The sequence below is a fragment of the Glutamicibacter sp. BS14 genome (genome assembly GCF_056934375.1).
Genome location: NZ_CM167801.1, coordinates 3,659,170 through 3,685,238, shown reverse-complemented (window position 1 = coordinate 3,685,238; position 26,069 = coordinate 3,659,170). Strand labels below are relative to the sequence as shown.

Sequence of the window (26,069 nt, the reverse complement as noted above, 5' to 3'; positions counted from 1 at the left end):
CAACTGGCCTGCGGCTACGGATTCCATGGCCTGGACGCTAGCCGATGGTGCCCAAGGTGTCGCCGCGGCGTACGGCTGACCCTGCGCTCAAGTCCGCTGCACGGAAGATGCCATCACGGTGCGCGGTGATGGTGGATTCCATCTTCATCGCCTCGACGATGGCAATGCTCTGCCCTTCGGCGACTGCACTGCCATCTTCAGCAGCGAAGCGGACGAGATTCCCGTCCATGGTGCTGCGTACCGCGGCGGCATCGACCTGGCCGGCAGCATCATCCTGGGTGGCGGCGGCGGTGCCGGCTCCCGGGGTATTGCGCAACGCGTTGGTCAGTGCAGCGGGAAGACCCAGCTGGACGGCCTTGCCATCGAGCTCGATGGTGATGGTTTCACGGCTGGTATCGCGCTGGTCCAGATCCATCTCGTCGCTGGCCTCCACCTCGTTGAGGAACTCGTCCTCGATCCACGTGGTGTAGACGCCCAGGGATTCGCCGTTGAACGCTTCGTGCTCGATGACGGCGCGGTGGAATGGCAGGACCGTGGGAACACCGGCAATGCTGATTTCTTCCAGCGCCAGGCGGGCACGGCGCAAAGCCTGGTTCCGGTCGGCACCGCGCACAATCAGCTTGGCGATCATCGAGTCGTAGAACGGCGGAATGACCGAGCCGCTGCGCACGCCCGAGTCCACGCGCACGCCGGCGCCGGTTGGCGCTTCGAACCGCTCCACGGTGCCCGGCGCAGGCAGGAAGCCGCGAGCCGGGTCCTCGGCGTTGATGCGGAATTCGATGGCATGGCCGGTGGGCTGCGGGTCCTCGGTAATGGACAACGGCAGGCCATCGGCAATGCGGAACTGCTCGGCCACCAGATCGACGCCGGAAGTCTCCTCGGTGATCGGGTGCTCCACCTGCAAACGGGTATTGACCTCCAAGAAGGAGATCAGACCGTCCTGCGCCACCAGGTATTCCACGGTCCCGGCCCCGACATATCCGGCTTCCTTGCAGATCGCCTTCGCGGACTGATGGATCCGGGTCCGCTGCTCATCGGTCAAGAACGGGGCAGGCGCCTCTTCCACCAGCTTCTGGTGGCGGCGCTGCAAGGAGCAGTCGCGGGTGCCGACGACCACCACATTGCCGTGGGTATCGGCCAGCACCTGGGCCTCGACGTGGCGCGGCTTGGCCAGGAAACGTTCCACGAAGCATTCGCCACGGCCAAAGGCCACGGTGGCTTCGCGGGTGGCGGACTCGAAAGCATCGGAGATCTCATCGAGCGAGTAGGCGATCTTGATGCCGCGGCCACCGCCGCCGAAGGCCGCCTTGATGGCGACCGGCACGCCGTACTCTTCAGCGAAGGCCCGCACCTCGCCGGCGTCCGCTGCCGGGCCGTCGGTGCCCGGGGCCAGCGGCGCACCTGCGCGCACCGCGATCTGCCGGGCCGTGACCTTGTTGCCCAGTGCTTCGATGGCCGCGGGAGGCGGACCAATCCAGCTCATGCCGGCTTCGATGACGGCGGTGGCGAAGTTCGCGTTCTCCGAGAGGAAACCGTAGCCGGGGTGCACCGCATCGGCGCCGCAGCGCTTGGCAATCTCGATGATCTTGTCGATATCCAGGTAGGTGTCCGTGCCGGTGGAACCGTGCAGCGGGTACGCTTCATCTGCGCGGCGCACGTGCAGCGCGTCGGCATCCGGGTCCGAGTAGATGGCTACCGACGAAATATTTGCGTCGGTGGCCGCCCGGGCAATGCGGACCGCGATTTCGCCTCGGTTGGCGATGAGAACTTTTTTCATGGCAATTCCTTAGGCGTCTGATGCCGCGTGGCCGGCAGCGGGATGGAGTTCGAATCGAATTCTGCTTCCGGGCGGAAGCTGCGCGGCTGCGCTGAGGTCTTCGGCAATGACGGTGGCGATCACCGGATAGCCGCCGGTGACCGGATGATCTGCGAGGAACAGCACCGGCAGGCCGGAGGGCGGCACCTGCAAGGATCCGCGGGCTACGCCTTCACTGGCCAGTTCCCCGGAGCGGACGCGCTGCAGCGGTTGCGCGCCGGTGCCCAGGCGCACGCCCACGCGGTTGGATTCGCTGGTGACATCCCAAATCTGGGCGGCGAGCTGGTCCAGGCCCGCCAGGCCAAACCAATCGGCACGCGGACCGGGCATGGCGCGCAGCGTGTACACGCCGTTATCGTCTGGGACCGGCAGGGTGCTCGGTTCGCTGTTGCCAACGATGTGGCCCAGCTGCGGGCGGTTCACCGGCAGCATGCCACCGGCTTGCAGAGGCTGGGGACCGACGCCGGAGAGGGTGTCGGTGGACAGCGAGCCGAGGACCGGTTCCTGCTCGATGGTGCCGCGCACCGCAAGGTAGCTGCGCAGCCCGCGGCCGGCAGGTTCAACCTCCAGGCGCTCGCCGTGCAGCAGCGCGAACGGTGCATTGGCCGCGGCCTGGCGCGGGGTGCGGACCTGGTCGTCTTCGGCCGGGGTGATCCAGAGTTCTGCTTCGGCGCCGGTGAGCGCCAGCACTTGGTCTTGCTCGGCTTCAACGGTGATGCGGCTGCCGAGGTTCTCGATCACGGCTTGGCCTGGTTGGTTGCCCACCAGGCGGTTGGCCTGGTGGAAGGCGGCCGGGTCTGCGGCTCCTGCGACGCCAACTCCGAGGTTGCCGTAGCCGATGCGTCCGGCATCCTGGAGCAGGGACTGCAGGCCGGCGTCGATGATTTTCAGGCCACCGGCAAGTGCCTGCACTGATGCTTCGTCTTGTGCGGCGGGTGCTTGGCTCACCGATATTTTCCGGGTGGCCCGGACGAACTGCACGGTATCCTGCGGCCGGATCAATGCAGGATTTTCGCGCTGCAAATCCCACATTTGCAGATCGGTATGTCCAATCAGCTGCCAGCCTCCGGGGGATTGGCGCGGATAGACGGCCGAGTACTCACCGGCGAGCGCCACCGCTCCGGCGGGCACCTTGGTGCGCGGGGAGTCTCTGCGCGGGACATTCAAGTCCTGGTTTTCGCCGAGCAGATAGGCGAAGCCGGGAGCGAACCCGCCAAATACTGCACGCCACCTCTGGCTGGTGTGCGCATTGATCACAGCCTCGGTGCTCAGCCCGGTCAGCTCGGCCACGGCGGCGAGGTCTTCGCCATCGTAGTTCACTGGTACTTCAACCAGCTTGCCCGCAGCGTGGAGTGCAGAAGCTACTTCAAGTTCTGGCAGTGCTGCCATGGCCCGTTCGGCGCTCTGCGCGGAATCGAATTTCAGCAGTACCGTTTGCGCGGCGGCCAAGAGGTCGCGCTGTCCGGACAGAGGAGAGGTTTCCAAGGCGGCGTTGAGCGCCAAGACAGCATCGAGCGAGTCCAGGTCGATGAGCAGATCATGGGAACCTGCCCGGTGAATGGCGCGGATGCTCACGCGAAGCTCCGGATCTGCACGCCGGCATGTTCCAGTCCTGCGCGCACGGCGCTGGCCATGGCCACTGCACCGGCAGTATCGCCGTGCAGGCAGATGCTCTCGGCTTCCATCTTGATGGTGCTGCCGTCCACGGCAACAATGGTGCCTTCGGTGGCCAGGCGGACCATGTTCTCGGTGACCTGCGCGGGGTCGTGCAATACGGCGTTGGATTCGCGGCGGGAGACCAGGGTGCCCTCGGGGGTGTAGTTGCGGTCGGCGAAGGCTTCTGCGACGCCGCGCAGGCCAGCGGCTTCGGCCTTTTTCAGGGCGACAGCACCTGGCGGCAGCAGGACCGGCAGGTCGGTGCCGAAGGCCTTGATGGCATCGATGACGGCCTGGGCATGCGCCTGGTGGTGCACGATGGTGTTGTACAGCGCGCCGTGCGGCTTGACGTACTTGATTTCGCTGCCTGCGGCGCGTGCCAGGGCTTGCAGGGCTCCAATCTGGTAGAGGACGTCATCGGCCAATTCGGTGGCCGAGCAGTCCAGGAAGCGGCGGCCGAAACCGGCCAGGTCGCGGTAGCCCACATGGGCTCCGATGGTGACGTTGGCGCTGACCGTATCGCGGCAGGTCTGGGCGATGGTACTGGGGTCTCCAGCGTGGAACCCGCAAGCTACATTGGCCGAAGACACGGAGGTGAAGATGGCGGCGTCGTCGCCCATCGTCCAGTTGCCGAACGACTCGCCTACGTCTGAATTCAGGTCTATGTATGGCATTGTGATCCCCGTCTCGTGAAAACCTCTTGGTAAAAGAATGCCCCACTTTCGGTAATTGTTCAACAATCTTGGCAGGGTTTTTGAGTATCGTTTCCCGGAATTCTGTTGGAGCGGTGCTCCCACCTCTCTTCTGATCAGGCGTTTTGCACGTGGAATAGCAAAGCCCGAGGCCAGGAATCCTTGCGGAATCCTGGCCTCGGGCAGGTCTTGTGACTGGCGGTGCGGCTACTGGCCTTCTTCGCCGTCGGAATCTTCATGCCCGAACGGAATGGGCGCGTTCTGGGCCGCATCCGGATCAGGGACAGTAGTGTTCTTGTCCTCTGGGTCCGGAGTCTGAGCTGGACCTGTGGTTTCGTCGTGGTTTTCGGTTCCCATGGTTATTTCCCTTCAGCCGTGCCTTGCTTGATTGCCAGCTATCGGGTGCTGGTTCACATAGCCTAGCTGTGAATCGTGGCGAAAAGCGGTGCGATCAGGGAATTACCATGTTCGCCCGCCGTGGAATCCTGGCACGCTGGCGATCCCCGCGGTCTTGCCCGGCCGCTAGGACAGTCCGATGGCGTTGCCGTGCTCGTCGACATCCATGTGCAGGGCCGCTGGCACCCGCGGAAGTCCCGGCATCGTGGTGAGCGCCCCGGTGATGGCCACGATGAATCCGGCACCGGTCTTGGGGATCAGCTCGCGGACCTGCACGGTGAAGCCGCTGGCGGCGCCTAGCAGCTGCGGGTCATCGGAGAAGGAGTACTGGGTTTTGGCGATGCAGACCGGCAGGTGCGACCAGCCGTTGTCGTGGATCTGCTGGAGCATCCGCCGGGCCTTGGGGGAGTACTCGACGCCTTCGCCCCCGTAGACGCCGCGCACCAGGGCCAGGATCTTGTCCTCGACCGGCTGCTGCAGCTCGTACAGCGGGGCAAAATTGCCCGGTTCCCCGATGGTCCGCAGCACCATGCCGGCCAGCTCGCCTGCTCCGGAGCCGCCCTGGCCCCAGACATCGGCGATGGCGCAGGCAATGCCCTGCTGTTTTGCCCAGCCGGTGACCGCTTCCAGCTCGGCATCGGTATCCGTGGTGAAGCGGTTGATGCCGATCACTGGCTGGATGCCGAACTTCGAGACGATCGAGGCGTGGCGTTCCAGGTTCGGCAGCCCGGCCCGCACGGCCTCGACGTTTTCTTCCCCCAGCTCCTCCTTGGGCACCGAACCATGCATCTTCAGTGCGCGGACGGTGGCGACAATGACCACCGTGTCCGGCGGGCACCCGGCGTAGCGGGCCTTGATGTCCATGAATTTCTCGGCGCCCAGATCGGTGCCGAAGCCGGCTTCGGTCACCACCACGTCGGCCAGTGCGCGGGCGGTGTTGGTGGCGATGGCCGAGTTGCAGCCGTGGGCGATGTTGGCAAAGGGCCCGCCGTGGATGAGCGCGGGAGTGCCCCCGATGCTCTGCACCAGGTTGGGCTTGATGGCTTCCTTGAGCAGCAGCGCCATCGCACCCGCCGCGCCCAGGTCATCGGCGGTGACCGGGACCTTGGCGTAGGTGTATCCGACGGTGATCCTGCCCAACCGGGCGCGCAGGTCCGCCAGCCCGGTGGCCAGGCAGAAAACAGCCATGACTTCGGAGGCGGCGGTGATTTCGAAGCCAGTTTCGCGCGGCACCCCGTTGGCGGTACCGCCCAGGCCGATCACCACGTGGCGCAATGCGCGGTCGTTCATGTCCAGCACCCGCTTGAAGGTGATGGATCGCGGGTCGATGCCCAGCTCGTTGCCCTGCTGCAGGTGGTTGTCGAGCATGGCCATGAGAAGGTTGTTCGCGCTGGTGATGGCGTGGAAATCCCCGGTGAAATGCAGATTGATCTCGTCCATGGGCAGCACCTGGGATTGGCCTCCGCCGGTGGCTCCGCCCTTCATCCCGAAGCTCGGGCCGACTGAGGGCTCGCGCAGCGCGATGATGGTCTTGGTCCCGGTGGCAGCCAGCGCGTCGCCCAGGCCCACCACCATGGTGGATTTGCCTTCCCCTGCCGGCGTCGGGGACATGCCGCTGACCAGGACGACTTTTCCGGGCCGGCTTCCGTTGGCCGGCAGCAGGGCAGGATCAATTTTGGCCTTGTACTTGCCGTAGGGCTCCAGCGCGTCGTGCGGGATTCCGGCCGCCTCGGCAATCCGGGAGATCGGCCTGAGCACTGCCCGCGAGGCAATGGCCAGATCGCTCATATCGGTTTCCGGCAATGCTGCCATGTTGTGTCCCCTGTCTGGCTGCCCGGTGACCCGGGGGTGAGGAAGACCAAGGCTTCTGGTTTCCCTGATTGGCCTTCAAGCTATCACCTTGCAGGCAAGGCGAGAAGGCCTTGATGGGCAGAACGCGGATCGGTTCTCGGCACGGGTCCGAGGGCCGGACAAGGGGTAGCGGCACCCTAAAGCCAACTTCTCAAGAATTTAGTTGTGCCCAAGCCGCGGTCGCTGCTTGAAGATCGCGGACCAGGCGGTTTCGTGGCCAGCCTCGCGTTTGGGGAGCTTATGAGGTCGCCATAGCCATGCAACTGCCCAGAACCCAACGGACAAGGAAGCGGCCGACAGCCCGGGGTGCCTCCAAGGACAAATGAAGCCCGAGCGGAGGAATTCCACCAGGAATTCCTCCGCTCGGGCTGAACACTATATTTATCTGGGATGCCTGCTGCTTTCCCGGAGGTCAGCGTCTGGGCATCCAGGCCTTGAGGGCCAGCAACGCCGAAGTGGCGCCTCAGTGATTCGCGTGCGGCTTCTCGCCCTTGATCATGAAGGCGAAGACGATCCCGATCGTGGCCAGCACGGCGCCGACGATGAACGAGATATGCGCGCCAGAGAACAAGGCCTCGGCCAGCTCGGACCCGGCGTCCAGCTGGACCTTTGACAGCAGCGACATCACGGTCACGAAGACCGTGGTGCCGATGGCACCGCCCAGCTGCTGCGCGGTATTGAAGATTGCCGAACCGTGGCCGAACAGGCGCGGATCCACCGAAGCCATCGCCGAGGACATCAGACCGGTCATCAGCAGCGCCAAGCCGATGGAGAAGATGATGTGGCAGAGCATGAACATCCACAATTCGGTCTGCGCGGTGACAGTGGTGTACATCCACTGCCCGGCGGCCAGGAGCACGGCGCCGGGGAGCAGCACCGGGCGCGGTCCGCGCTTGTCGTAGATCCGCCCGAAAATCGGCGAGGCGATGGCCTGGGCCAGCCCGCCGGGAAGCAGCATGATGCCGATCTGCAGCGAGTCGATGCCCTGCCCGGATTCCAGCAGGATCGGCACGATCATCAGCGAACCGAGCAGGGTGCCGAAGGCAATCATGATCATCGCGATCGCGAAGCTGAAGCTGCGCGAGGCAAACGGGGTCAGGTTCAGCAGTTCGCGGCCGCTGGCGGCCAGCTTGACCTGGCGAATGATGAACAGTGCCAGGGCCACCAGGCCGATGGCGAAGCTGGCGACGGTCATCGTGGCGTTATCCGCGGCATGCTCGATGCTGGAAATGCCGTACACCAGGAACCCGAAGGCCAAGGCGGAAAGGAGCACCGAAGCCGAATCCACCTTGATCTTGCGTGCGCTGGAAGGGATCTTGAAGAAGACGGCGCCCAGTACCAGGACCGCCACGGCGATTGGCAGCATCAGGATGAAGATGTAGTGCCAGCCCAAGGCGTGCACGATGGCCCCCGAAGCGGTAGGCCCGATAGCCGGGCCGACGCCGATGACGATCGAGTTCAGGCCCATGATGGTGCCGCGCTGGTGGACGGGCACCAGCGTCAAGGTGGTGGTCATCAGCAAGGGCAGGACGATGGCCGTGCCGACGGCCTGGATAACGCGTGCCAGCAGCAAGAAGCCGAAGCTCGGCGCCAGCACCGCGATGACGGTGCCGAGGATGAAGCTGATAATGGCGAAGAAGAACAGCGACCGGTGCGCGAAGCGCTGCAGCAGGAAGCCGGTGGTGGGGATGACGACCGACAGGGTCAGCAGGAATCCGGTGGTGAGCCACTGGCCGGTGGACGCCGAAATGCCCATGTCCTGCATGATGCCGGGCAGCGCCACCGTGAGCACGGTTTCGTTCAGGATCATCATGAAAGCGGCCAGGGCCAGCGAGGCGATGATGCCTGTCAGGGTTTTGGCGGAAAGCTGCCCGGCGGGCGCCGCGCTTGGCTTGGCGCTGGTTCTAGGGGGATTTGTAGTCACGAAGTCTTCTTCCTGTGGAGTGTCAACCGCTAAATACTGTCACACTCTGCCACTTTTTCGTAAGCGAATCTGTCAGACTGTGACAGGAAACAATTTTGGTGGACGAGGCCTGCGCAGCACAGGCAGTCCGGAGCATCGGAGAGCGCCATGGGGATTCGCGAGGAACGCAAAGAGGCAACGATCCAGTCCATCCGGGCAGCAACCCTGGATCTGGTGGAACTCCATGGCCTGGAATCGGTGACGGTGGGGCAGATCGCTGCCCGGGCCGGCATTTCCGAGCGGACTTTCTTCCGCTACTGCGAATCCAGGGAAGCGGCCATGGTGCCGGCGCAGCATGAGTTGATCCAGGCCGTGACCGAATGCCCCATTGCTGACGGATCCACGAGCGCGCAGATTTTCCGGCTGCTGGCCAACGAATGCCGCCGGATCCTTGTTGCCGAGATCCGTGGCAATGAATACCGCCGCATATCCCGGTTGATTGCCACGGAGCCGAAGCTGCTATTGGCCATCACCCGGCAAGATCAAGCCTTCTGCGCTGCCACGGCGCAGGAGCTGCGCCGCCGCGGGCTGGTGCCGGCCATGCCCGCCTTGATGATTGGCGAAGCCTTGGCCGCCCTCTGGCGCGTGGCCTGGCAGAGTTTCGGCCAGGCGGAACGCGCCGGGGAGCCTGCGGATCCAGTTGAGCTCTTCGATGAGGCCCTGGCGAATCTCGAAACGCTGGCCGGCGGAAGAGCCGAATAGCGAATAACTCTGTTGAGTTATCGCTGATTAACTTAAATGTGACGAACTGCTTGCAGGCTGTCCAGCCCGGCATTTCGGTGAATAAACGGCGTTGCCGCGCGTATTTCCCGCTGCCGCAAAGTGTGGTGCAGAGCAAAATCAGGTAGATTTGGAACGTTGAGTTCAGGGCGGTAACACCGCTTCCGCACGACGTTCAGGGAGACGCCACACCTATGGCAAAGATTATTTACACCCACACCGACGAAGCGCCTATGCTGGCGACCCACTCGTTCCTGCCAATCGTGGAGGCCTTCGCCTCGACCGCCGGTGTGGAACTTGAGACCCGCGACATCTCGCTGGCTGGTCGCATCATCGCTACCTTCCCGGATTATGTCACCGAAGAGCAGCGCATCGGTGATGCTCTGGCAGAACTTGGCGACCTGGCCAAGACCCCGGATGCAAACATCATCAAGCTGCCGAACATCTCGGCTTCGATCCCGCAGCTGAAGGCTGCCATAGCCGAGCTGCAGGCTGCCGGCTACGCACTGCCTGACTACCCGGATAACCCGACCTCGGATGAAGAGACCGACGTCCGCGCACGCTACGACAAGATCAAGGGTTCGGCTGTGAACCCGGTCCTGCGCGAGGGCAACTCGGACCGCCGTGCACCACTGAGCGTGAAGAACTACGCTCGCAAGTACCCGCACTCCATGGGCGAGTGGGCCGCTGATTCGAAGACCAACGTGGCCACCATGGGCGTTGACGACTTTGCTGCCAACGAGAAGTCCATAGTCATCGACGCGGACAAGAAGATCTCGATCCGCTTCGTCGGCGAAGACGGCGAAGTCAAGGTCCTGAAGAAGCCTTTCGACGTGCTGGCCGGCGAAGTCATCGACGGCACCGTCATGCACGCCGCGGCCCTGTCCGAGTTCCTGAAGAACTCCGTGGCCCGCGCCAAGGAAGAGGGCGTGCTGTTCTCGGCTCACCTGAAGGCCACCATGATGAAGGTCTCCGACCCGATCATCTTCGGCCACGTGGTGAAGGCCTACTTCTCCGAGCTGTTTGAAACCTACGGCGATGAGCTGGCAGCAGCCGGCCTGAACCCGAACAACGGCCTGGCAGCCATCCTCGGCGGCCTGGACGAACTGTCCGACGAGGTGCGCGCCGGCGTGGAGAAGCTGATCGCCAAGGGCCTGGAAGAGGGCCCGGCAGTTGCCATGGTCGATTCCGACAAGGGTATCACCAACCTGCACGTTCCATCGGACGTGATTGTCGACGCTTCGATGCCGGCCATGATCCGCCTGGGCGGCAAGATGTGGGATGCCAAGGGCGACACCGCAGACACCCTGGCTGTGCTCCCGGATTCCTCCTACGCAGGCATCTACCAGGTGGCCATCGACGACTGCCGTGCCAACGGCGCGTTCGACCCGACCACCATGGGCACCGTGCCGAACGTCGGCCTGATGGCGCAGAAGGCCGAGGAATACGGCTCGCACGACAAGACCTTCGAAATCGCTGGCAATGGCCACGTGCAGATCGTCGACGAGAACGATGCAGTGCTCATCGAGCACCAGGTCTTCGCTGGCGACATCTGGCGCGCCTGCCAGACCAAGGATATAGCCATCCGCGACTGGGTGAAGCTGGCAGTGAACCGCGCCCGCGCCTCCCAGACCCCGGCTGTCTTCTGGCTCGATGAGAACCGCGCCCATGACGCAGTGCTGATCGCCAAGGTCAACGAGTACCTCAAGGAGCACGACACCGAGGGCCTGACCATCGAGATCCTGTCCCCGGTCGAAGCGACCCAGTACTCGATCGACCGCATCCGCAAGGGCGAGGACACCATTTCGGTGACCGGCAACGTGCTGCGCGACTACCTGACCGACCTGTTCCCGATCCTGGAACTGGGCACTTCGGCCAAGATGCTCTCGATCGTTCCGCTGCTGGCTGGCGGCGGCCTGTTCGAGACCGGTGCCGGCGGTTCGGCTCCGAAGCACGTGCAGCAGCTGGTGAACGAGAACCACCTGCGCTGGGATTCGCTGGGCGAGTTCATGGCACTGGGTGCTTCTTTCGAGCACCTGGCAGTGACCACCGGCAACGCCCGCGCCCAGGTGCTGGCCGATACCCTCGACGCTGCAACTGGCACCTTCCTGCTGGAAGACAAGTCGCCTAAGCGCAAGGTTGGCGAGCTGGATAACCGCGGCAGCCACTTCTACCTGGCCAAGTTCTGGGCTGAAGAGCTGTCCAAGCAGGACAAGGACGCAGAACTGGCTGAGGCCTTCTCCGCAGTTGCCAAGGCACTGGGCGAGAATGAAGAAGCCATTGTTGCCGAGCTTGCCGAGGTGCAGGGCAAGGCTGTCGAGCTGGGTGGCTACTACCGCCCAGACGAAGCCAAGACCGCAGCGGCCATGCGCCCAAGCGCAACCCTGAACAAGGCTCTTGAACTGCTGACCAAGTAGTCCTTGCAGCCAATCAGCTGGCCTCAATCCTCAGTGAGGATTGGGGTCAGCTGCTTTAACGCGCGATGAAGCTATGGATGCCGAACATCGGGATTGACTGCATGTGGAGATGCCCCGGGCCGTCAGTTCCTCGTTGGTTGTTCCACTAGCGCGGCAGCAACTGGACAATCATTTTCCGGGTTTCTTGCGATTTTCGCCGTTTATTCCTGAATTCCCTGGCGCTGACAGTGGACAGGTTAATTCCGTTATCAGGAAATTGCCCGGGCCAATAAGGTCGGTGAGTGATTGCATGAATTCTGGCGGCAGGCCAGTATCCATAGGGCAAGTCGGAGTCAATGCGAGCTGGTTACCAAACGGCAAGTAGCAGTCGCTGGTACGGCAGTCAAGAATTCTAATGTAAATCGTTCATTGCATCCGTGTAAAAAGTTTCTAATATTCTCTAAATTTGCTCTTGTCAGAACTATGTCGAGTTAGTGTTATACGTGTCGGAACGAGTCACTCGTACCAACACGAAACATAGATAAGACGAAAATGAATGAGGTAATTTGATGTTGAGCGAACTTCTTGCAGCCTTGGTAGAACTTATCCGCAGCCTGGGTCTCTAAGCTTCAGACCTCGGTAAACTTCAGGCCTCGGTCATTGAACCGATGCCATTGATCGCCACTCGTGAAAATGAGTGGCGATCAATGAATTTAACACGGCAGATAAATGCCTTGCTTGAACGGATATGCCGGATCAGGAGTTTGACTTGCGGGGAGTATTCCTCAGTGAATCCTTTTGGCAAAAGAATCCATTATTCAATATGTTTCGCGCCGCGCGACTACTTGGCCGACCTGTTCCCGATGGTGGAACTTGCCATCTCGGCCAAGATCCTGTCGAGCGATCTGCTGCAGGCTCGCGTCGGCCTGTTCGAGACCGGCGCTGGCTACCAGGCGAGGTAATACGGCGGGTCCATGGAAACCGAAGTCCGCGATATCCTCACCAGGTGCCCCCACCAGAACATTCGGGCCCGGGGCTAAATCGTAGGTGACAGTCGATAGGATCGCCTGACATCTACAAAACAGGCAGGAGGAATCTCAATGCTGGTGCCAGTTCCACGTCCGCAGATGCCCATTGCGCTCGAACCGGATGGAGTGCGGAGATTGGCCGGCGTACAGCGGCAGCCGCAGCCTTCACGGCTGATCGCCGTTCTCGAACGTTCAGCGTTCATTCGAGATGCCCACGGGAAGAAGCAGCAGTACGTTCCATTTGCGGAACGGATTGTCGGGGAAAAGCACCTCGCCCAGCGAAGCACGCACGGTCTCCACTTCGATTTTGCACTGACCTTGTGCGATTTCGTGAACCGTCCATTGCTGACTCTCACGGGTACTGCTGTCAACGGGGAATTGGACCAGGCCATCCTGCAGGCTATCGCGGAGTTCTCCGGTACCTGCAAAATCTCGCAGCCGTCATCGATCGACCTGTTGGTCCCGGACTATGACGACCTCGGAATGGCAGAATTATCGATGAATCCCGTTTTCTGCCTCAATCCGTCGTGGCAATTCGGGCTGGATCTGGGCGTTGCCAACGAGGCCAATAGCCAGGCGCTGGCCCCGCTGGTACAGGACTACACGGCGAACCTTCCAGTCATTGCCTATACAGACGGTTCGGTGCCGCGGAACAGGAAGTTCCGCAGCGCTGGAGCGATGGTGACCTCGCAAGGCCATTGGGCCTGCGCGATTTCGCCGAAGCACTACGTCCAGGACACCTTGCTGGCAGAAACCACAGGCGCCCTGCTGGCGCTGACCCACGCCCCGCTCGATTCGGACCTGACCATTTTCAGCGACAGCCGTGCCCTGGTGACAGCGGTCAATGATCTTGTGCAAGAACGGCAGCGCACTGTGAAGGTGCATCATGAGCTGCGCGAGAGTCTTGAACTTCGGACCGGGCGCACCCGAGCCCGCTGGGTTCGAGGGCACGATGGAAATCGGCACAACGAAGCGGCCAACCGGATGGCCATCCTGATGTCGCGGCATTTCAGCGCCCGGATCAATCCGCAACTGACACAGTCAATGATGATGAAGATCGTGCTCGAGGAGCTGTCACAGCAGGCTCTCGCGGCATGAAACATGCCGCACCCGGCCGCTAGAGTCCGCGGCCGGCTTCCCAGAGATTGTCCGAGGTGCCGGTTAGCAGCGAATTCAACGAGACGGCTTGGGCATCGGTGAAGGAAGCAATGTAATCGACGATGGCCCGGGCCTGGCCCAGCCGTTGGATCTCTTGCGGGCCGGACTGCGAGAACAGCTCCGGGGTGCTCTCGCGCAGCTGGCGGTATTCCTCGGTGGTAGCTTCCACCGAGTCCAGCAACCGTCGCGGTGCGCGCCCTGCATCCTCCGGATCATTGAGCCAGGTGTTGAAGCCTTCTGCCAGGGAACGGATAATTCGCGTTTGCCCACGCTGGTATACCGCCAGGTCTGAACGGTCCAAGACGAAGCGGGCATGGACGAACTTGAGTACTACGACGTCATGCCATGCTTCATCGCTCAAGCGGATATGGCCGCTGCGCACATTAGGCGTGCGTTCAACGGTGATCGATTCCTGCAACCGGTCAATCCATCGCCGGGTGAAGGCGGTAACCGCACGGTCCGCCTGCAGGCCGCCGTCGTAGGGAACTGCGAGCAAGCCATCGACGAGGTCATGGCCGACCCGTTGCACCGAGGCGCGGAATGCCTCTGGATTGGCAATCCAGGGATCCTTCGCCAGGACATGGCGCCACGTAATTTCCAGCGCGTGGCCCGGCTGCCGCTGGTCCAGCTCTGGAGCCTTCAGGGCTTGGAAGCGCACGGACTGATCCAGCCACGCCCGCAGTTCAGCGGAGACGCTGGTGTATTGCAATATGCCAGCTCGATAGAAATCATCGAGGTCATGAACCGCGTAGGCGATATCGTCTGCGATATCCATAACCGAGCTTTCCAGCGTCTGCTGGTATTTTCCGATGCCCGGGAAGACCGACAGGACGTCGTCCATTTCCACGGCCTCGATATCGTAGGCCGAATACTTCATGGCGCCAGCAGCCGGATTCGCACCGACGCCGCGGGGGAGCAGCTCCGGGGCGACCGGGGCCTGGCTGCGCCATTCATTGCGCGTCCAGGGATATTTGAGCACAGCCGCGCGAACCGCGCGGGTCAGGTTCATGCCGCGCGGTGTGGCATCGCAGCTATCGAGGGCGGTGAGGATCCGGAAGGTCTGTGCGTTGCCTTCGAATCCATCGGGAAGCCCCAAGGTATCGCGGGCGACCCGGTCGAGTTCCTGCTCTCCCAGATGCCCGAAGGGCGGGTGGCCCAGATCGTGGGCCGCTGCAGCTGCTTGGACAACTACCGGGTCGCACCCTCCTAAGTCGGAGATAAGTCGCCTAGTAGGTTCGTCACGCCTTCGGAGGCCGATGGCGATGGAACGGGCCACCGCCGAAACCTTCAGCGAATGGGTCAACCGGTTGTGGACCAAGGTGCCTGAACCCGCCTGGGGAATCACCTGCGTCACCGAGGACAGCCGGGAGAAGTACGGGGAGAAGCGGATGCGCTCAATGTCTACGCGGAACTCATCTTCACCGGTGCGATTCCGTTCGGCGATCGCGCGGTCGCGGCCGCCGGTCTGATGTGTCTGTGCTCTAGTTTCCATCGTATGAACTAGCCTAGGCGATCGAGCAAGAGAAGCCACGCGAATTGGTGCAACTTCGTTTCGGGGCGACGAACGTCCAGTGCCGTGGCAGTTGCGCATGCATGCGCAACTGCCCAACGGTACGGGATCCCTGTTCGCTGTCGCCTAATTGGTGAAGTGCTCGTGAACGCCGACAGCAACCACCAGATCTTGCCAGGACATCCCAGTGCCCTTGAAGATGTTAGGCCGGTCAGGTCATCGACCACGAAGCTACCGGATCCAACCTGCACACCTTGATCACTGATTCCGGGAGGGTCTCGGCGCGACACGTGGTTTTGGCAACGGGGGCCTCAAGCCGTGAAACCGGCAAGGCCTTGGGAGTCAGTGTGCCAGTTGAGCCTGGATACGGCTGGTCGGTGATGCTGGAAGATCAGGACCGCTTGGTTAGCCGTGCCTTGATGGGGATGGAAGATCATGTGGTCATTAGTCCAATGCCTGGACGTGTGCGAATTACCGGTGGAATGCGTTTTGGCGGCATGAGCAATGCAGTGCCAGCGGATTCGGATATTTCAGCCCTGCGCCAGGGCGCGGAAGCATTGCTGCCAGAGCTTAGGCATTTGCCGGAACTTAGCCGTTGGCAGGGCGCTCGGCCGATGACTGCAAGCGGCGTGCCGATCATTGGGCAACGCAAATACGAGAACCTGACAGTAGCCGCGGGGCATGGACCCCTCGGCGTTACCCTGGCTCCGGTTACCGTCGACAAGGTTCATGAAATTGTCGAGCATTCCTTGGCGGCAAGCAGGGCCTACCCAAGGTTGCGGCGAACAATGTTGTGCGGTGCCGAACCGGTGGATAGCAGCTGAACTTGCTGCGTCGCCAAATCCGACACCAACCGCATGAATTCCGAGGTATCACCAGCCATATGCGGCGTAATGATGCAGTTCGGCGCGGTCCACAAGGGATGGCCCGTGGGCAACGGCTCGGGATCGGTCACATCCAAAGCCGCGCGCAGGCGTCCCGAGCGCAGCTCGTCGAGCAGATCTGCGGTGTTCACAATAGGGCCGCGGCCGACATTCACCAGCAGTGCGCCGTCGCGCATGCGCTGGAGGAATCCTGTATCTATAAGGCCTTGGGTCTGGGGTGTGTGCGGCAGAGTGCAGATGACGACATCTGCATCAGGCAGGAGCTCAGCTGCATCGCGCAGGGCGACAACATTGGTGCCATCATCCAGGATTCGCGGGGAACTGGCGACTCCGGTGATTCTGGCTGGTTTGAAAGCTTTGAGCCGTTCAATAGTGGCCGTGCCAACACCGCCCACTCCGAGCACCACGACATTGGAGCCGAAAAGCGAGGACGTCCACAAGCGAGGCCATTCCTGCTCTTTCTGTGAGGCCATGGCCGCAGGGAGCTCGCGCAATGCGGCCAGTACCAGGGCGAGGCAGTGCTCAGCGGTGGAGTCTTCCACCGCGCCGCGGGAATTCGACAAGACTGCTTCGCCGGGGAGATGCTCCAGCACCCACTCGTAGCCGAGGGATAGCAGATGCACGTGCTTGAGCCCCGGGATTCTGCTGACTCGCGAGCGATGCGCAGGATCCAGCGGCCGCTCGGTAACGAGCACATCAGCTGCTGGAGGCTCGCCATCATTGATATTCCACAAGACGGTTTCGACCCCGGGAATCTGCATGCTGTCGACCAAGCTCTGCCACGGAACTAATACACGCAAACCATGAGTCCAATCGTGAGATGAGATTTTGCCGGGGTTGCCCGGGCGTTGAATTCCACGGTACCAAGGCCCCCGCGAAAATGATCAGTTCCCGAAACCATTTTCCCCAGAGCTCAGCCCTGCGTCTAAACTGGCGATATGACTCAGAGCGTGAAGAAAACTCGACAGGCCGGACTGGGAATGACTACAGGAGCAATGTTCATTGCCTGGACCTTGGGCCTTGTCGGAGTAGTCATGCTGATTCTTGGAGGGGGCACTGCAGCCGCGCTAGTCATTCTTGCGGCAGCGATTCTGCAAGCTGGCGCCATGATCGCCGAAGCGATATACCGTTCCAGAAGCTAGCGCTCAGCAGCACCATCCGCGTAGTGATGTACCGGAGAAAGGATCAGCCTGCTGGACCCTGCTCAAGTTCTGCAACGAATCGGGCCAAGCGGGCAGTCCTCGTTTTCTCCGTTCGGGCAATCATCAGCTGATGCAGGATGTGATAGCGCGGTTGGGATTTCAAGGCCGCAAAATTCGTGGCCGCCACGGCCGAGCGATCCAGCGCTTCTTGCAGATCCGGAGGAACCTGGGCGGTGGCCTGGCCTTGGTAGGCACGCTCCCACCGTCCATCTTCCTTGGCCTTCTGGATTTCCGCGAAGCCTCGTGGCCGCATGCGTCCTTGATCAATTAATTCCTGGGCGAATTCAGTGTTCTTCTGGGACCAGACAGAGTTCTTCCGGCGGGGAGTGTAGCGCTGGAGGAAGGTCGTCTCGTCGCGCTTGCGGCGGATGGCATCGATCCATCCGCTGCAAAGCGCCTCGGGCAATGCTTGTGCGACAGCGAGCGAGGTGGGGGAAGTCGTTCCCTTCTTTGCCACTACCAGCCAAACGCCATCGCTGGTTTCTTCGTGCTCGTCGAGCCAAGCGCGCCAAGCGGTGACATCAGGAAGAATCAAAGCATCTTGTGGATCCATGGAATCTATCCTGCACCTCGTTGCCCATAGTTGCTAGAGCTTGGATTCACCGTCGGGACGATGCCTGCCATTGCTTGCCCGAAGGGCGGCGGGCCGTGGCTGGACACCGTGGAGCAATTTCCTGCTCCGGAACATCATGAAATGACACGCCACGGATCATGGCGAAGAGCGCGGTCAGCTGTCGGCGGGCATCAATGCCGGCAGGCTACGTGGAGCTGGCAACCCCATGGCTGTGCGCCAGCGCGACAGCTTGGGCGCGGGAGGTGACGCCCATCTTCTTGAAGAGATTGCGCACGTGGAATTTCACCGTGTTCTCGCTGATCCCCAGCGCCTGCGAAATAGCCCGGTTGCGCTGCCCCGCTGCCAGGAGCTGCAGGACCTCGAATTCCCGGCTACCCAGGCTCCATTCGGCGATTTCCGCGACGGCCGACGGCGGGGCATCCAGCGGGAGCCGCACCGCGACCTCCGTGCCCCATCCGCCCATGACCTCGATTTCGATCAGCCCGTTCAATGCCTCCACACGCCGCACGAGGCGGTCCAAGGCCGCCGCGGAGGGATCAATGCCACCCCGTGCATCGTCACGGACGTTGATCAGCAAATTCTCGCCGTCGCAGTTCCACTGCACCCGGATCCGCTGGATGTCCTCCTGCTCCATCATCGCCAGGGCCAGGCCGCGCACGATGGCCCGGGCGGCATGGGCCACCTCGCCGGGCAGCGCCCTTCCATTCTTGGGCGGCTCGACGAATTGCAGGTCCACACCGCTCAAAGTGGTCAACGGGCGCAGGTCATCGCGCAAGCGGGTGAAAGCCGAAGCAACCGGTTCCTCCACGATGCTATTGGTGCGGTCATCCACGGTCTTGAGCCCGACCAGGGTCTTGGCCGCAAGATCGATGGCGGCAACGCGCGCGGCCGCATCGTCCAATTGCGTGGAGCGCAAGGTCGCCAGCAGGATATCGAGGCTCGTCGCGTACTGTTCCACCAGCTCGCCGGTAACCCGGACACGCTCTGCCGAGACCGCGCGCGATTCCCGCAAATAGGACGGAGGAGCATCGGCCACCTTCTCGCGGATCCGGTTGGCGGCCAGATTCCACAGGTATCCGATCATCTCGGGCTGGCCACCGGCGGGGCGGGGCTCGATGAGCACCAGCAGCGCATTGCTGGGCGGGTAGCGCAGGGCGAGGATCTCCCGCGCCGCACCGCCGATTTCGGCATGCCCGCTCCAGCGGTTCTCGCCTGGATGGGAGCCTCGGATCGAATCCAGTTCCGCGATGCCCACCAGATCCGTGATGCGCTGGTCGCCGGCAAGCTTCCTGGGCCTGTCGGTGCACTCCTCGGTGAAAATCGCCAGCGCCGCGCAGCGGATTTCCGGAGCCATGGCATCACGCAGGCGGACGGCGATCTGCGGCAGCGGGGCCGAGGCCAGCAGAGCGATCGATTCGAGCAGCCCCGGCGCCGGTTCGGCATTGCGCAGGGCAGGGGTGGAGGGGGAATCCAGAATGCTCATGCAGGCGAGTGTATCGCAGCTCCGGGGAACAGGCACTATCCGAAAGGATAGGTGAAACTGCCTGTAAATGGCGTGGCGGCCACCCCTTTCTGGCCGGAGGATTGACTCATGCCCATCAAAGCCGAACCGGTCCACCGGGAGGCGCTGTCGAAAGGAATGGCATGAACACCATGGCCGAGTCCCTCGCTGAAGCGATATCCCAGCAGGATGTGCTGGACACCCTGGACCTGGTCCACTCGGAGATCGAGGCAACCGTGCGGGGCGTGAATCCGCAGCAGGTCATCGAGCTCGCAGCGCAGCTGCGCACGGCACCCAGGGTGTTCGTAGCAGGAGCGGGGCGCAGCGGGCTGGCCTTGCGCATGGCGGCGATGCGCCTGATGCATCTGGGCCTGGCCGTGCACGTCGCCGGGGATGCCACCACGCCGGCCATCGCCGAGGGTGACCTGCTGCTCGTGGCCTCCGGATCCGGAACCACCGCGGGCGTGGTCCAGAGCGTCCGCACCGCCCAGCGGGTCGGTGCCCGGATCGCGGCCATCACCACCGATCCATCCAGCCCCATCGGGTCGGCCGCCCACGTTCTCGTAGAAGTCCCGGCCGCCGGGAAAACGGAGCACGGATCGTCCATCACCCGCCAATACTCCGGCAGCCTGTTCGAGCAGGCGCTGTTCCTGATCACCGAAATCGTGTTCCACACGCTCTGGAGCGCGGATGACGCCACCGCGCAGCAGCTGTGGCAGCGCCACGCGAATTTGGAGTAGACCGGCGTTTTGGCGCCATTATCAACCCACCACCAATAACCCCTGAAAGGGAACATCATGAAAATCCAAGTTGCCATCGATCTGCTCAGCACTGCCGAAGCGCTGGAGCTGGCTGGAAAAGTCGCCCCATATGTGGACATCATCGAGCTGGGCACTCCGCTGATCAAGGCCGAGGGGCTGTCGGTGATCACCGCCATCAAGCAGGCCCACCCGGACAAGACCGTCTTCGCGGATATGAAGACCATGGACGCCGGGGAACTGGAGGCGGATATCGCCTTCGCCGCTGGCGCGGATCTGGTCTCCATCCTCGGGGCCGCCGATAATTCCACGATCGCCGGCGCAGTCAAGGCCGCTACCGAGCGCGGCAAGGGCATCGTCGTGGATCTGATCGGCATCGCGGACAAGCCCGCCCGGGCCCGCGAAGTTGCTGCGTTGGGCGTCCAGTTTGTCGAATTCCATGCTGGGCTGGACGAGCAGGCGCAGCCGGGCTACGACCTGGACGTGCTCCTGAGCGCTGGCACGGCATCCCAGGTGCCGTTCTCGGTGGCTGGCGGCGTCAGCATCAGCACGATTGCCGACGTCCAGAAGTCAGGCGCGCAGGTAGCCGTGGCCGGGGGTGCCATCTACTCCGCCGACGACCCGGCACAGGCAGCCAAGGAACTGCAGGCCGCACTGGTCTAGACACGGTTCCCCGTGGGGTCGTGAATACGATCTGACGGAATATATGCGCTGATCCTAGTGTGGGGTCGACGATGCTCATGGTGGCGAGGCCAGGCACCGTAGTTCCGTGGGACATGAAGACCCCCGTCCACGATGGTGAATGCGGTAACCAGCATCCTGCCGGAGGTCTTCTTCATTCTCTAGTGTCCACAATGTCCCGGGGAACTACAGTTAGCAGGACCTTGGCCAACGACTGCTCGAACAGTACTGGGAAAGCCTGGCTCCAGGCATTGGCTCTGCTGGTCAGAACCATTGGCGACCCCACCGAGTGTAGCCAATAATCGACATCGTGCACATTGAGATTGGGCGCTAAAGCACTCCAGAGGCCGGGACAATGTCCCGGCCCTGGAGTGCAGGAATGAGTTCCGGGGACTAATAGAGTTTGTTGGCTCCACCATCTGCCATGAGAGTTTGGCCGGTGATGTACTTGGCGTCATCCGAGAGTAGGAAGGCGACCACCGGTGCGACGTCGGCTTCCGGATCGCCGAAACGGCCCAGCGGAACCTTGGCCAGCGACTGCTTGTACAGGTCAGGGAAGGCCTCGCTCCAGGCCTTGACGCCGTCGGTCAGCGCCATGGGCGAGACCACGTTGACGCGGATGTTGTTGCCGGCCCATTCGTTGGCGGTCACGCGGGACAAACCGCGGATGGCTTCCTTGGCCGAAGCGTAGGCGGCCTGGGTCGGCTGGCCGACCATGGCCGAGCCGGAGCCGAAGTTCACAATCGAGCCGCCGTTGTCCTTCAGGTGCGGGTAGGCGGCGAGCATGAACTGGCGGGTGGCAACGAAGCCGGTGTTGAAGGACAGATCCCAGGCAGCCTGGTCCAGATCGGTGAACGGCGCCTGACGGGAAGCATGCGCGTTGTTGACTAGTCCGTCCAAGCCACCGAAAGTCTCCACGGCCGTGGAGACTGCTGCATCTGCGGTTTCCTGTTTGCTGACATCGCCTTCGATGAAGATCACCGAGTCGCCGAGTTCTTCTGCCAGCGCGGCTCCAGCCTCGGCATTCAGATCCACTGCCACGACCCTGGCTCCGCGGCGGGCCAGGACTCGCGAGATTGCTCCGCCAATGCCGGATGCGCCACCGGTGACAATGACAACCTTGTTTTCAAGCTGCATGAATTTCTCCCTTTGGCGGGATAGCCCCGCTGTGCTCTGGCCGTCGCCTGTCGACGTAATCGGAGTCTACCGCCAACAAAGAGGCACTAGATTTAATTGTCGCCTAAGTCAATGGTTCGTTTCGGGTTCCGGCGGGTAGGGGCATGATGGACGCAGACCCATCGATTAGCTGCAGCCAGGGGAGCAATACCCACAACGCAACGGGTCTTCTTATCAGTGGGGATAGGGGACACATAGAGCAGTGCCGCCGCGGGCGGGTGTGAATCGGACCTTGCGTTAACTATCTTGCGCGTTCGTCTCTTGCAGCTGGGCGATGAAGCGGGCTATGCGCGCAGCTCTGGTATTCTCCGTCTTGGCGATCATCAGCTGGTGCAGGATGTGATAGAGCGGCTGGGACTTCAATGACTCAAAAGCCGTCTTACCCGCCGGCTCGGCGTCCAGCGCACGCTGCAGGCCCTCGGGGACCTGGGCCGTCGTCTGTTCTTGGTAGGCGCGGTCCCACCGTCCATCGGCCTTGGCCTTGTCGATTTCTGCCTGGCCGCGCGGACGCATCCTGCCCTGTGCGATCAGCTCTTCGACGAACTGCGAATTTTTCTCGACCATACCGAGGCCTTGCGCCGTGGAGTGTAGTGCTGCAGGAACGTCTTCTCGTCGTTGCTGCGCCGCTGGCCATCGATCCACCCGCTGCACAAGGCTTCTTGCAGAGCATCGGCAACTATCAGCGATGTCGGTTCGGTGGTGCCCTTCTTAGCCACAAGCAGCCACACGCCATCGCTGGTTTCTTCGTTTTCATCCAGCCATGCGCGCCAAGCGTCAACATCCTTGAGGATCAGCGGATTGTCAAAGTCCATGGCAACTATTGTGCTGGCTGGAGTATCAGCTGGAAAGTAACACCGTGAGTTGTGGAGTCTGAAAATGCACTCCTACGAAACTTTGCATGGACGGGCATTTTCGTTTACTTCGTTTATTCGTGGCTCTTAGAGTCCATTTCAGAATAGGGACCCAACGTGTGCTTAAAGATCCTAGGGTGGGCCGTCGTATATGCTTCTGCCAATTCTCGCAAAGTTCGATCGAGCGCTAACGGTCCGTCTAACTTGCCGGAGTAAAATTCACGGAAAGGCCGATTCTTAGCACTCGTAAGCATTCTATAGATGACCACATCTCCGGATTCTTTATTATCGCAAGCGTTGGCAGCGTAGGCAGCGTCAAGAAGACAATCGTCGAAGGCCGCTAGCCCCTCTGGAAACGTTGGGTACTCCCAGAGCATCGCGAACTTTTGTTCAGCAGCCCTCAAACGACCAACCAACTCTTGTATGGCTTCTGCCCCCTCCAATAATCTTGAGTCGAGTTCGGAATACACTCCAAACAGTTCAAACAACGATTCAAGTTGGATAGATCTCTCATACCTATATGCATTTTCCGAGCTTTCACGCTGGGCAGTCTTGAGTTGTTCCCTCGAAGTATCCCAGGCACGATAAGCGAATATTGCCATGACCAATGTCAGTACGACGCTAGCCCAGCTGGCAATATCTCCGAACACGAGATAGTTCTCATTGGGTGGCGCAGAGCAATAAAGCACACCATCTTTGATCGCGTTGGGCGAAGGTACTTCGCATTCGAATTGTTGAGCGAGTGTCATGCATTGAGTCTAGTCACCGCTGACGCATCGAAAATTTTTAGGAAAAGCGAGACCAGAAGTTACTGCCGCCTGAAGCAGCGTAGAGCTACGTACCAGTGAAGTTGGATCAAGGTGAAGAAATGATCGCTGCTTAGAACTAATTAGACTCACTTGACTTGAAAATTTCCGTCTTTGAGGAGAATAGCAACGAAGCTAAAATGCCTGTCCGCGTCGGTTATTCGAGGAATCGTCCGTGGCTATTCCTGCGGTATGGGTCATCGCCGGTGGTTCGCGGTCACGGATTCTTATAAGTGTCCACCCCGGTCGATAGAATGAAGCGAATCGCTCATTTAGCTCGATTATCAGGAGAATTGCTCGTCTTGTCAGTCCTTTCCAGCTTCGTGTGGAGCGTTGCCGACACGCTCCGCGGCCCCTACTCTGAGGCCGAGTACGGCTCGGTCATCCTTCCCTTCACCGTGCTGCGCCGCCTGGAGTGTGTCATGGAGCCGCACCGTGAGGCCATGGCCGAGATCGTAGGAAAATACGATGGCGAGCAGCAGCGGCGCACCCACCTGAAGATCCGTACCCGCAGCCAGGACACCGCAGGACTGTCTTTCTGGACGACCAGCGACTACACGCTCAATAAGGCACTGCAGGACCCCGACAATCTGGCGGCCAACCTCATCGACTACGTCGGCGGCTTCTCCGCGAACCTCGACGTGTTCAAGTCCTTCGACTTCGAGAACGTCATCCGCACCCTGGACACGCGCGACCGGCTGGCCCAGGTGGTTCGGCACTTCGAGAAGATCGACATGTCCCCGGAAGCGGTGTCCAACGCCGACATGGGCGACCTGTTCGAGAACCTCATCTACCGCTTTGCCGAGTCCGCCAACGACGGCGCGGGCCAGTTCTACACGCCCCGCGACGTGGTGCGCCTGCTCGTCGATTTGATCTACGACGAGGACACCGATGCATTGCGCGAGCGTGGCACCGTGCGGTCGATCTACGATCCGACGGTCGGTACCGGCGGCATGCTCACGGTTGCCGACGAGCACCTGCACGACCTCAATCCCGGGGCTTCCACGGCGCTGTTCGGCCAGGAGATCAATCCTCGAACCTATGCCATCTGCAAGGCCGACCTGCTCATCAAGGGGCAGGACCCGTCCAACGTCCGCCAGGGCGACACGCTCGTCGTGGACCGGTTCGAGGACCTGCGCTTCGATTACGTCCTGTCGAACCCTCCGTTCGGCACCGACTGGAAGGCTGTCGAATCGGAGGTGAAGAAGGAGCATGCGCGCGGGGGACAGGGCCGCTTTGCGCCGGGACTGCCCTCTGTCGGTGATGCGGCAATGCTGTTCCTGCTCCATGTCGCTTCGAAGATGAGAGACGTGGACGAGACCGGTCGCGGCGGCAAGGCAGGCATCGTGCTGAACGGCTCGCCGCTGTTCAACGGCGGCGCAGGATCGGGCCCCTCGGAGATCCGCGGCCACATGCTGGAAAACGATCTGGTCGAGGCGATCGTCGCCCTGCCGAACGACATGTTCTACAACACCGGAATCTCCACCTACCTGTGGATCCTGACCAATGCAAAGTCCGACGAGCGCAAAGGCAAGGTCCAACTCATCGATGCCACCGCGCTGGGCTCGAAGCTGCGCAAGTCCATCGGCTCCAAGCGCGTCGAGATCTCGGACAACAACCGCGACCGCATCGTCAAGGCCTTCGCAGGTTCGCAATCCGAAGACGACACGATCATCGTGCCGGTCAAGGAGTTCTCCAACCGGGACTTCGCCTACTGGACCGTCACTGTTGAACGGCCTCTCCAGCTGCGATTCCAGTGCACGCCCGAGGCGATCAGCGCCGTAGCCGAGCACAGGAAGCTGGGCCAAGTAGTTGGCCTGGTGGACGCGCTCGAAGCGTTCGGCGACGAGGCGTATCTGAACCGCGAGAAGTTCAACAAGTTGATCAGTAAGCACCTCGACGACCATGGTGTCAGCATGACGACGGCTCTTCGCAAGACCCTGTGGCAGGCGATCGGCGTCCACGACGAGACGGCCGAGTTCTGCCGCGTCGCCACCGGCAAGAACAAGGGCGAGATCGAGCCCGATCCCGCGCTGCGCGATTCCGAGAATGTGCCCTTCGGCTGGGGCGATCAACCGAAGACCCATGAGGCGCTGAAGGAGACTGTCCAGGCGTACTTCGATGCTGAGGTGAGGCCCCATGTCGAGGACGCGTGGATCGACTGGGACAAGACCAAGACCGGCTACGAGATCCCGTTCACACGGCACTTCTACACCTACGAGCCTCCACGGCCGCTGGCCGAGATCGATGCCGATCTTGAACGGGTCGTTGGAGAGATCATGGAACTGCTTCGTGTGGTGGAGTCCTAGTGGCGACTATTCCATTAAAGAGACTCGCGCACGTTGCGCTCGGGAAGATGGTCCAACCTCAGGCGAGATCTGAAGCGGATACTCTTGCGCAATACCTCCGTGCCGCCCATGTGCAACCGCGTGGGACGATCATCGAACTCC

Annotated in this window: 23 protein-coding genes; 9 read left to right on the top strand and 14 right to left on the bottom strand. The window is 61.8% G+C overall.

Annotated features, from left to right (window positions below; genetic code table 11):
- Window positions 1-37 precede the first annotated feature (37 nt).
- The 6 genes from AC1Z36_RS17305 to AC1Z36_RS17280 all read right to left on the bottom strand — a co-directional run bounded on the left by AC1Z36_RS17305 (window position 38) and on the right by AC1Z36_RS17280 (window position 8,335).
- Window positions 38-1,777, bottom strand: a complete 1,740-nt coding sequence (locus AC1Z36_RS17305) for an acetyl/propionyl/methylcrotonyl-CoA carboxylase subunit alpha (RefSeq protein ID WP_483561527.1) — start codon at window positions 1,775-1,777, stop codon at window positions 38-40.
- Window positions 1,778-1,786: 9 nt separating this feature from the next.
- Window positions 1,787-3,391 carry a 5-oxoprolinase subunit B/C family protein gene (locus tag AC1Z36_RS17300; RefSeq protein WP_483561526.1) on the bottom strand — a complete coding sequence of 535 codons (1,605 nt, stop codon included), beginning with the start codon at window positions 3,389-3,391 and terminating at the stop codon, window positions 1,787-1,789.
- Window positions 3,388-4,146 carry a LamB/YcsF family protein gene (locus AC1Z36_RS17295; RefSeq protein WP_483561525.1) on the bottom strand — a complete coding sequence of 253 codons (759 nt, stop codon included), beginning with the start codon at window positions 4,144-4,146 and terminating at the stop codon, window positions 3,388-3,390. The genes AC1Z36_RS17300 and AC1Z36_RS17295 overlap by 4 nt, the downstream gene beginning before the upstream one ends.
- A 225-nt stretch (window positions 4,147-4,371) precedes the next feature.
- Window positions 4,372-4,521, bottom strand: a complete 150-nt coding sequence (locus tag AC1Z36_RS17290) for a hypothetical protein (RefSeq protein WP_181148833.1) — start codon at window positions 4,519-4,521, stop codon at window positions 4,372-4,374.
- Between the two features lie 165 nt (window positions 4,522-4,686).
- Window positions 4,687-6,372: a formate--tetrahydrofolate ligase gene (locus tag AC1Z36_RS17285; RefSeq protein WP_483561524.1), complete on the bottom strand. Its 1,686-nt coding sequence runs from the start codon at window positions 6,370-6,372 to the stop codon at window positions 4,687-4,689.
- Between the two features lie 502 nt (window positions 6,373-6,874).
- Window positions 6,875-8,335, bottom strand: a complete 1,461-nt coding sequence (locus AC1Z36_RS17280) for an MDR family MFS transporter (RefSeq protein ID WP_105657379.1) — start codon at window positions 8,333-8,335, stop codon at window positions 6,875-6,877.
- A gap of 147 nt (window positions 8,336-8,482) precedes the next feature.
- Between AC1Z36_RS17280 and AC1Z36_RS17275 the strand changes: the two genes are divergently transcribed.
- From AC1Z36_RS17275 to AC1Z36_RS17260, 4 genes are all read left to right on the top strand, one after another.
- Entirely contained in the window at window positions 8,483-9,076 is a 594-nt protein-coding gene (locus AC1Z36_RS17275) for a TetR/AcrR family transcriptional regulator (RefSeq protein WP_483561523.1), read from the top strand.
- Between the two features lie 212 nt (window positions 9,077-9,288).
- Entirely contained in the window at window positions 9,289-11,511 is a 2,223-nt protein-coding gene (locus tag AC1Z36_RS17270) for an NADP-dependent isocitrate dehydrogenase (RefSeq protein ID WP_483561522.1), read from the top strand.
- A gap of 767 nt (window positions 11,512-12,278) precedes the next feature.
- Window positions 12,279-12,452, top strand: coding sequence for an NADP-dependent isocitrate dehydrogenase (locus tag AC1Z36_RS17265; RefSeq protein ID WP_483561521.1), 174 nt, complete (start codon window positions 12,279-12,281; stop codon window positions 12,450-12,452).
- Window positions 12,453-12,596: 144 nt separating this feature from the next.
- On the top strand, window positions 12,597-13,616 hold the full coding sequence (locus tag AC1Z36_RS17260) for an RNase H family protein (protein ID WP_483561520.1): 1,020 nt from the start codon (window positions 12,597-12,599) through the stop codon (window positions 13,614-13,616).
- 19 nt (window positions 13,617-13,635) lie between these two features.
- Here the strand turns inward: AC1Z36_RS17260 and AC1Z36_RS17255 are convergent, their stop codons facing one another.
- Entirely contained in the window at window positions 13,636-15,168 is a 1,533-nt protein-coding gene (locus AC1Z36_RS17255) for a deoxyguanosinetriphosphate triphosphohydrolase family protein (RefSeq protein WP_483561519.1), read from the bottom strand.
- 236 nt (window positions 15,169-15,404) lie between these two features.
- Between AC1Z36_RS17255 and AC1Z36_RS17250 the strand changes: the two genes are divergently transcribed.
- On the top strand, window positions 15,405-16,010 hold the full coding sequence (locus tag AC1Z36_RS17250) for an NAD(P)/FAD-dependent oxidoreductase (protein ID WP_483561983.1): 606 nt from the start codon (window positions 15,405-15,407) through the stop codon (window positions 16,008-16,010).
- On the opposite strand, the gene AC1Z36_RS17245 is transcribed toward AC1Z36_RS17250, so the two are convergent.
- A complete protein-coding gene (locus AC1Z36_RS17245) occupies window positions 15,953-16,870 on the bottom strand; it encodes an NAD(P)-dependent oxidoreductase (protein WP_483561518.1) in 918 nt (305 codons plus the stop codon). The two genes, AC1Z36_RS17250 and AC1Z36_RS17245, sit on opposite strands and share 58 nt — an antisense overlap.
- Before the next feature lie 138 nt (window positions 16,871-17,008).
- Between AC1Z36_RS17245 and AC1Z36_RS17240 the strand changes: the two genes are divergently transcribed.
- A complete protein-coding gene (locus AC1Z36_RS17240) occupies window positions 17,009-17,212 on the top strand; it encodes a hypothetical protein (RefSeq protein WP_146112916.1) in 204 nt (67 codons plus the stop codon).
- 43 nt (window positions 17,213-17,255) lie between these two features.
- Here AC1Z36_RS17240 and AC1Z36_RS17235 read toward each other — a convergent pair whose 3' ends face one another.
- On the bottom strand, window positions 17,256-17,825 hold the full coding sequence (locus tag AC1Z36_RS17235; RefSeq protein ID WP_483561517.1) for a YdeI/OmpD-associated family protein: 570 nt from the start codon (window positions 17,823-17,825) through the stop codon (window positions 17,256-17,258).
- Window positions 17,826-18,030: 205 nt separating this feature from the next.
- Window positions 18,031-19,329: a helix-turn-helix transcriptional regulator gene (locus AC1Z36_RS17230; protein ID WP_483561516.1), complete on the bottom strand. Its 1,299-nt coding sequence runs from the start codon at window positions 19,327-19,329 to the stop codon at window positions 18,031-18,033.
- Window positions 19,330-19,490: 161 nt separating this feature from the next.
- Between AC1Z36_RS17230 and hxlB the strand changes: the two genes are divergently transcribed.
- Both hxlB and hxlA read left to right on the top strand, forming a co-directional pair.
- On the top strand, window positions 19,491-20,087 hold the full coding sequence (gene hxlB, locus AC1Z36_RS17225) for a 6-phospho-3-hexuloisomerase (RefSeq protein WP_483561515.1): 597 nt from the start codon (window positions 19,491-19,493) through the stop codon (window positions 20,085-20,087).
- 57 nt (window positions 20,088-20,144) lie between these two features.
- Window positions 20,145-20,768: a 3-hexulose-6-phosphate synthase gene (hxlA, locus tag AC1Z36_RS17220; protein WP_483561514.1), complete on the top strand. Its 624-nt coding sequence runs from the start codon at window positions 20,145-20,147 to the stop codon at window positions 20,766-20,768.
- 411 nt (window positions 20,769-21,179) lie between these two features.
- Here the strand turns inward: hxlA and AC1Z36_RS17215 are convergent, their stop codons facing one another.
- From AC1Z36_RS17215 to AC1Z36_RS17200, 4 genes are all read right to left on the bottom strand, one after another.
- Window positions 21,180-21,923, bottom strand: a complete 744-nt coding sequence (locus tag AC1Z36_RS17215; protein ID WP_483561513.1) for an SDR family NAD(P)-dependent oxidoreductase — start codon at window positions 21,921-21,923, stop codon at window positions 21,180-21,182.
- A gap of 276 nt (window positions 21,924-22,199) precedes the next feature.
- A complete protein-coding gene (locus tag AC1Z36_RS17210; protein ID WP_483561512.1) occupies window positions 22,200-22,526 on the bottom strand; it encodes a YdeI/OmpD-associated family protein in 327 nt (108 codons plus the stop codon).
- Window positions 22,490-22,774 carry a YdeI/OmpD-associated family protein gene (locus AC1Z36_RS17205; RefSeq protein ID WP_483561511.1) on the bottom strand — a complete coding sequence of 95 codons (285 nt, stop codon included), beginning with the start codon at window positions 22,772-22,774 and terminating at the stop codon, window positions 22,490-22,492. Before AC1Z36_RS17205 ends, AC1Z36_RS17210 begins: the two co-directional genes overlap by 37 nt.
- 113 nt (window positions 22,775-22,887) lie before the next feature.
- On the bottom strand, window positions 22,888-23,562 hold the full coding sequence (locus AC1Z36_RS17200) for a hypothetical protein (RefSeq protein ID WP_483561510.1): 675 nt from the start codon (window positions 23,560-23,562) through the stop codon (window positions 22,888-22,890).
- Window positions 23,563-23,921: 359 nt separating this feature from the next.
- Here AC1Z36_RS17200 and AC1Z36_RS17195 point away from each other — a divergent pair, with 359 nt between their 5' ends.
- On the top strand, window positions 23,922-25,928 hold the full coding sequence (locus AC1Z36_RS17195; RefSeq protein ID WP_483561509.1) for a type I restriction-modification system subunit M: 2,007 nt from the start codon (window positions 23,922-23,924) through the stop codon (window positions 25,926-25,928).
- Window positions 25,929-26,069 lie beyond the last annotated feature (141 nt).

Coding starts and splice junctions, on each gene's coding strand:
- AC1Z36_RS17305 (WP_483561527.1), bottom strand. CDS start 1,777: ATGAAAAAAGTTCTCATCGCCAACCGAGGCGAAATCGCGGTCCGCATT.
- AC1Z36_RS17295 (WP_483561525.1), bottom strand. CDS start 4,146: ATGCCATACATAGACCTGAATTCAGACGTAGGCGAGTCGTTCGGCAAC.
- AC1Z36_RS17290 (WP_181148833.1), bottom strand. CDS start 4,521: ATGGGAACCGAAAACCACGACGAAACCACAGGTCCAGCTCAGACTCCG.
- AC1Z36_RS17285 (WP_483561524.1), bottom strand. CDS start 6,372: ATGGCAGCATTGCCGGAAACCGATATGAGCGATCTGGCCATTGCCTCG.
- AC1Z36_RS17275 (WP_483561523.1), top strand. CDS start 8,483: ATGGGGATTCGCGAGGAACGCAAAGAGGCAACGATCCAGTCCATCCGG.
- AC1Z36_RS17270 (WP_483561522.1), top strand. CDS start 9,289: ATGGCAAAGATTATTTACACCCACACCGACGAAGCGCCTATGCTGGCG.
- AC1Z36_RS17255 (WP_483561519.1), bottom strand. CDS start 15,168: ATGGAAACTAGAGCACAGACACATCAGACCGGCGGCCGCGACCGCGCG.
- AC1Z36_RS17240 (WP_146112916.1), top strand. CDS start 17,009: ATGACTCAGAGCGTGAAGAAAACTCGACAGGCCGGACTGGGAATGACT.
- AC1Z36_RS17235 (WP_483561517.1), bottom strand. CDS start 17,825: ATGGATCCACAAGATGCTTTGATTCTTCCTGATGTCACCGCTTGGCGC.
- AC1Z36_RS17230 (WP_483561516.1), bottom strand. CDS start 19,329: ATGAGCATTCTGGATTCCCCCTCCACCCCTGCCCTGCGCAATGCCGAA.
- hxlB (WP_483561515.1), top strand. CDS start 19,491: ATGAACACCATGGCCGAGTCCCTCGCTGAAGCGATATCCCAGCAGGAT.
- hxlA (WP_483561514.1), top strand. CDS start 20,145: ATGAAAATCCAAGTTGCCATCGATCTGCTCAGCACTGCCGAAGCGCTG.
- AC1Z36_RS17215 (WP_483561513.1), bottom strand. CDS start 21,923: ATGCAGCTTGAAAACAAGGTTGTCATTGTCACCGGTGGCGCATCCGGC.
- AC1Z36_RS17210 (WP_483561512.1), bottom strand. CDS start 22,526: ATGGTCGAGAAAAATTCGCAGTTCGTCGAAGAGCTGATCGCACAGGGC.
- AC1Z36_RS17205 (WP_483561511.1), bottom strand. CDS start 22,774: ATGGACTTTGACAATCCGCTGATCCTCAAGGATGTTGACGCTTGGCGC.
- AC1Z36_RS17200 (WP_483561510.1), bottom strand. CDS start 23,562: ATGACACTCGCTCAACAATTCGAATGCGAAGTACCTTCGCCCAACGCG.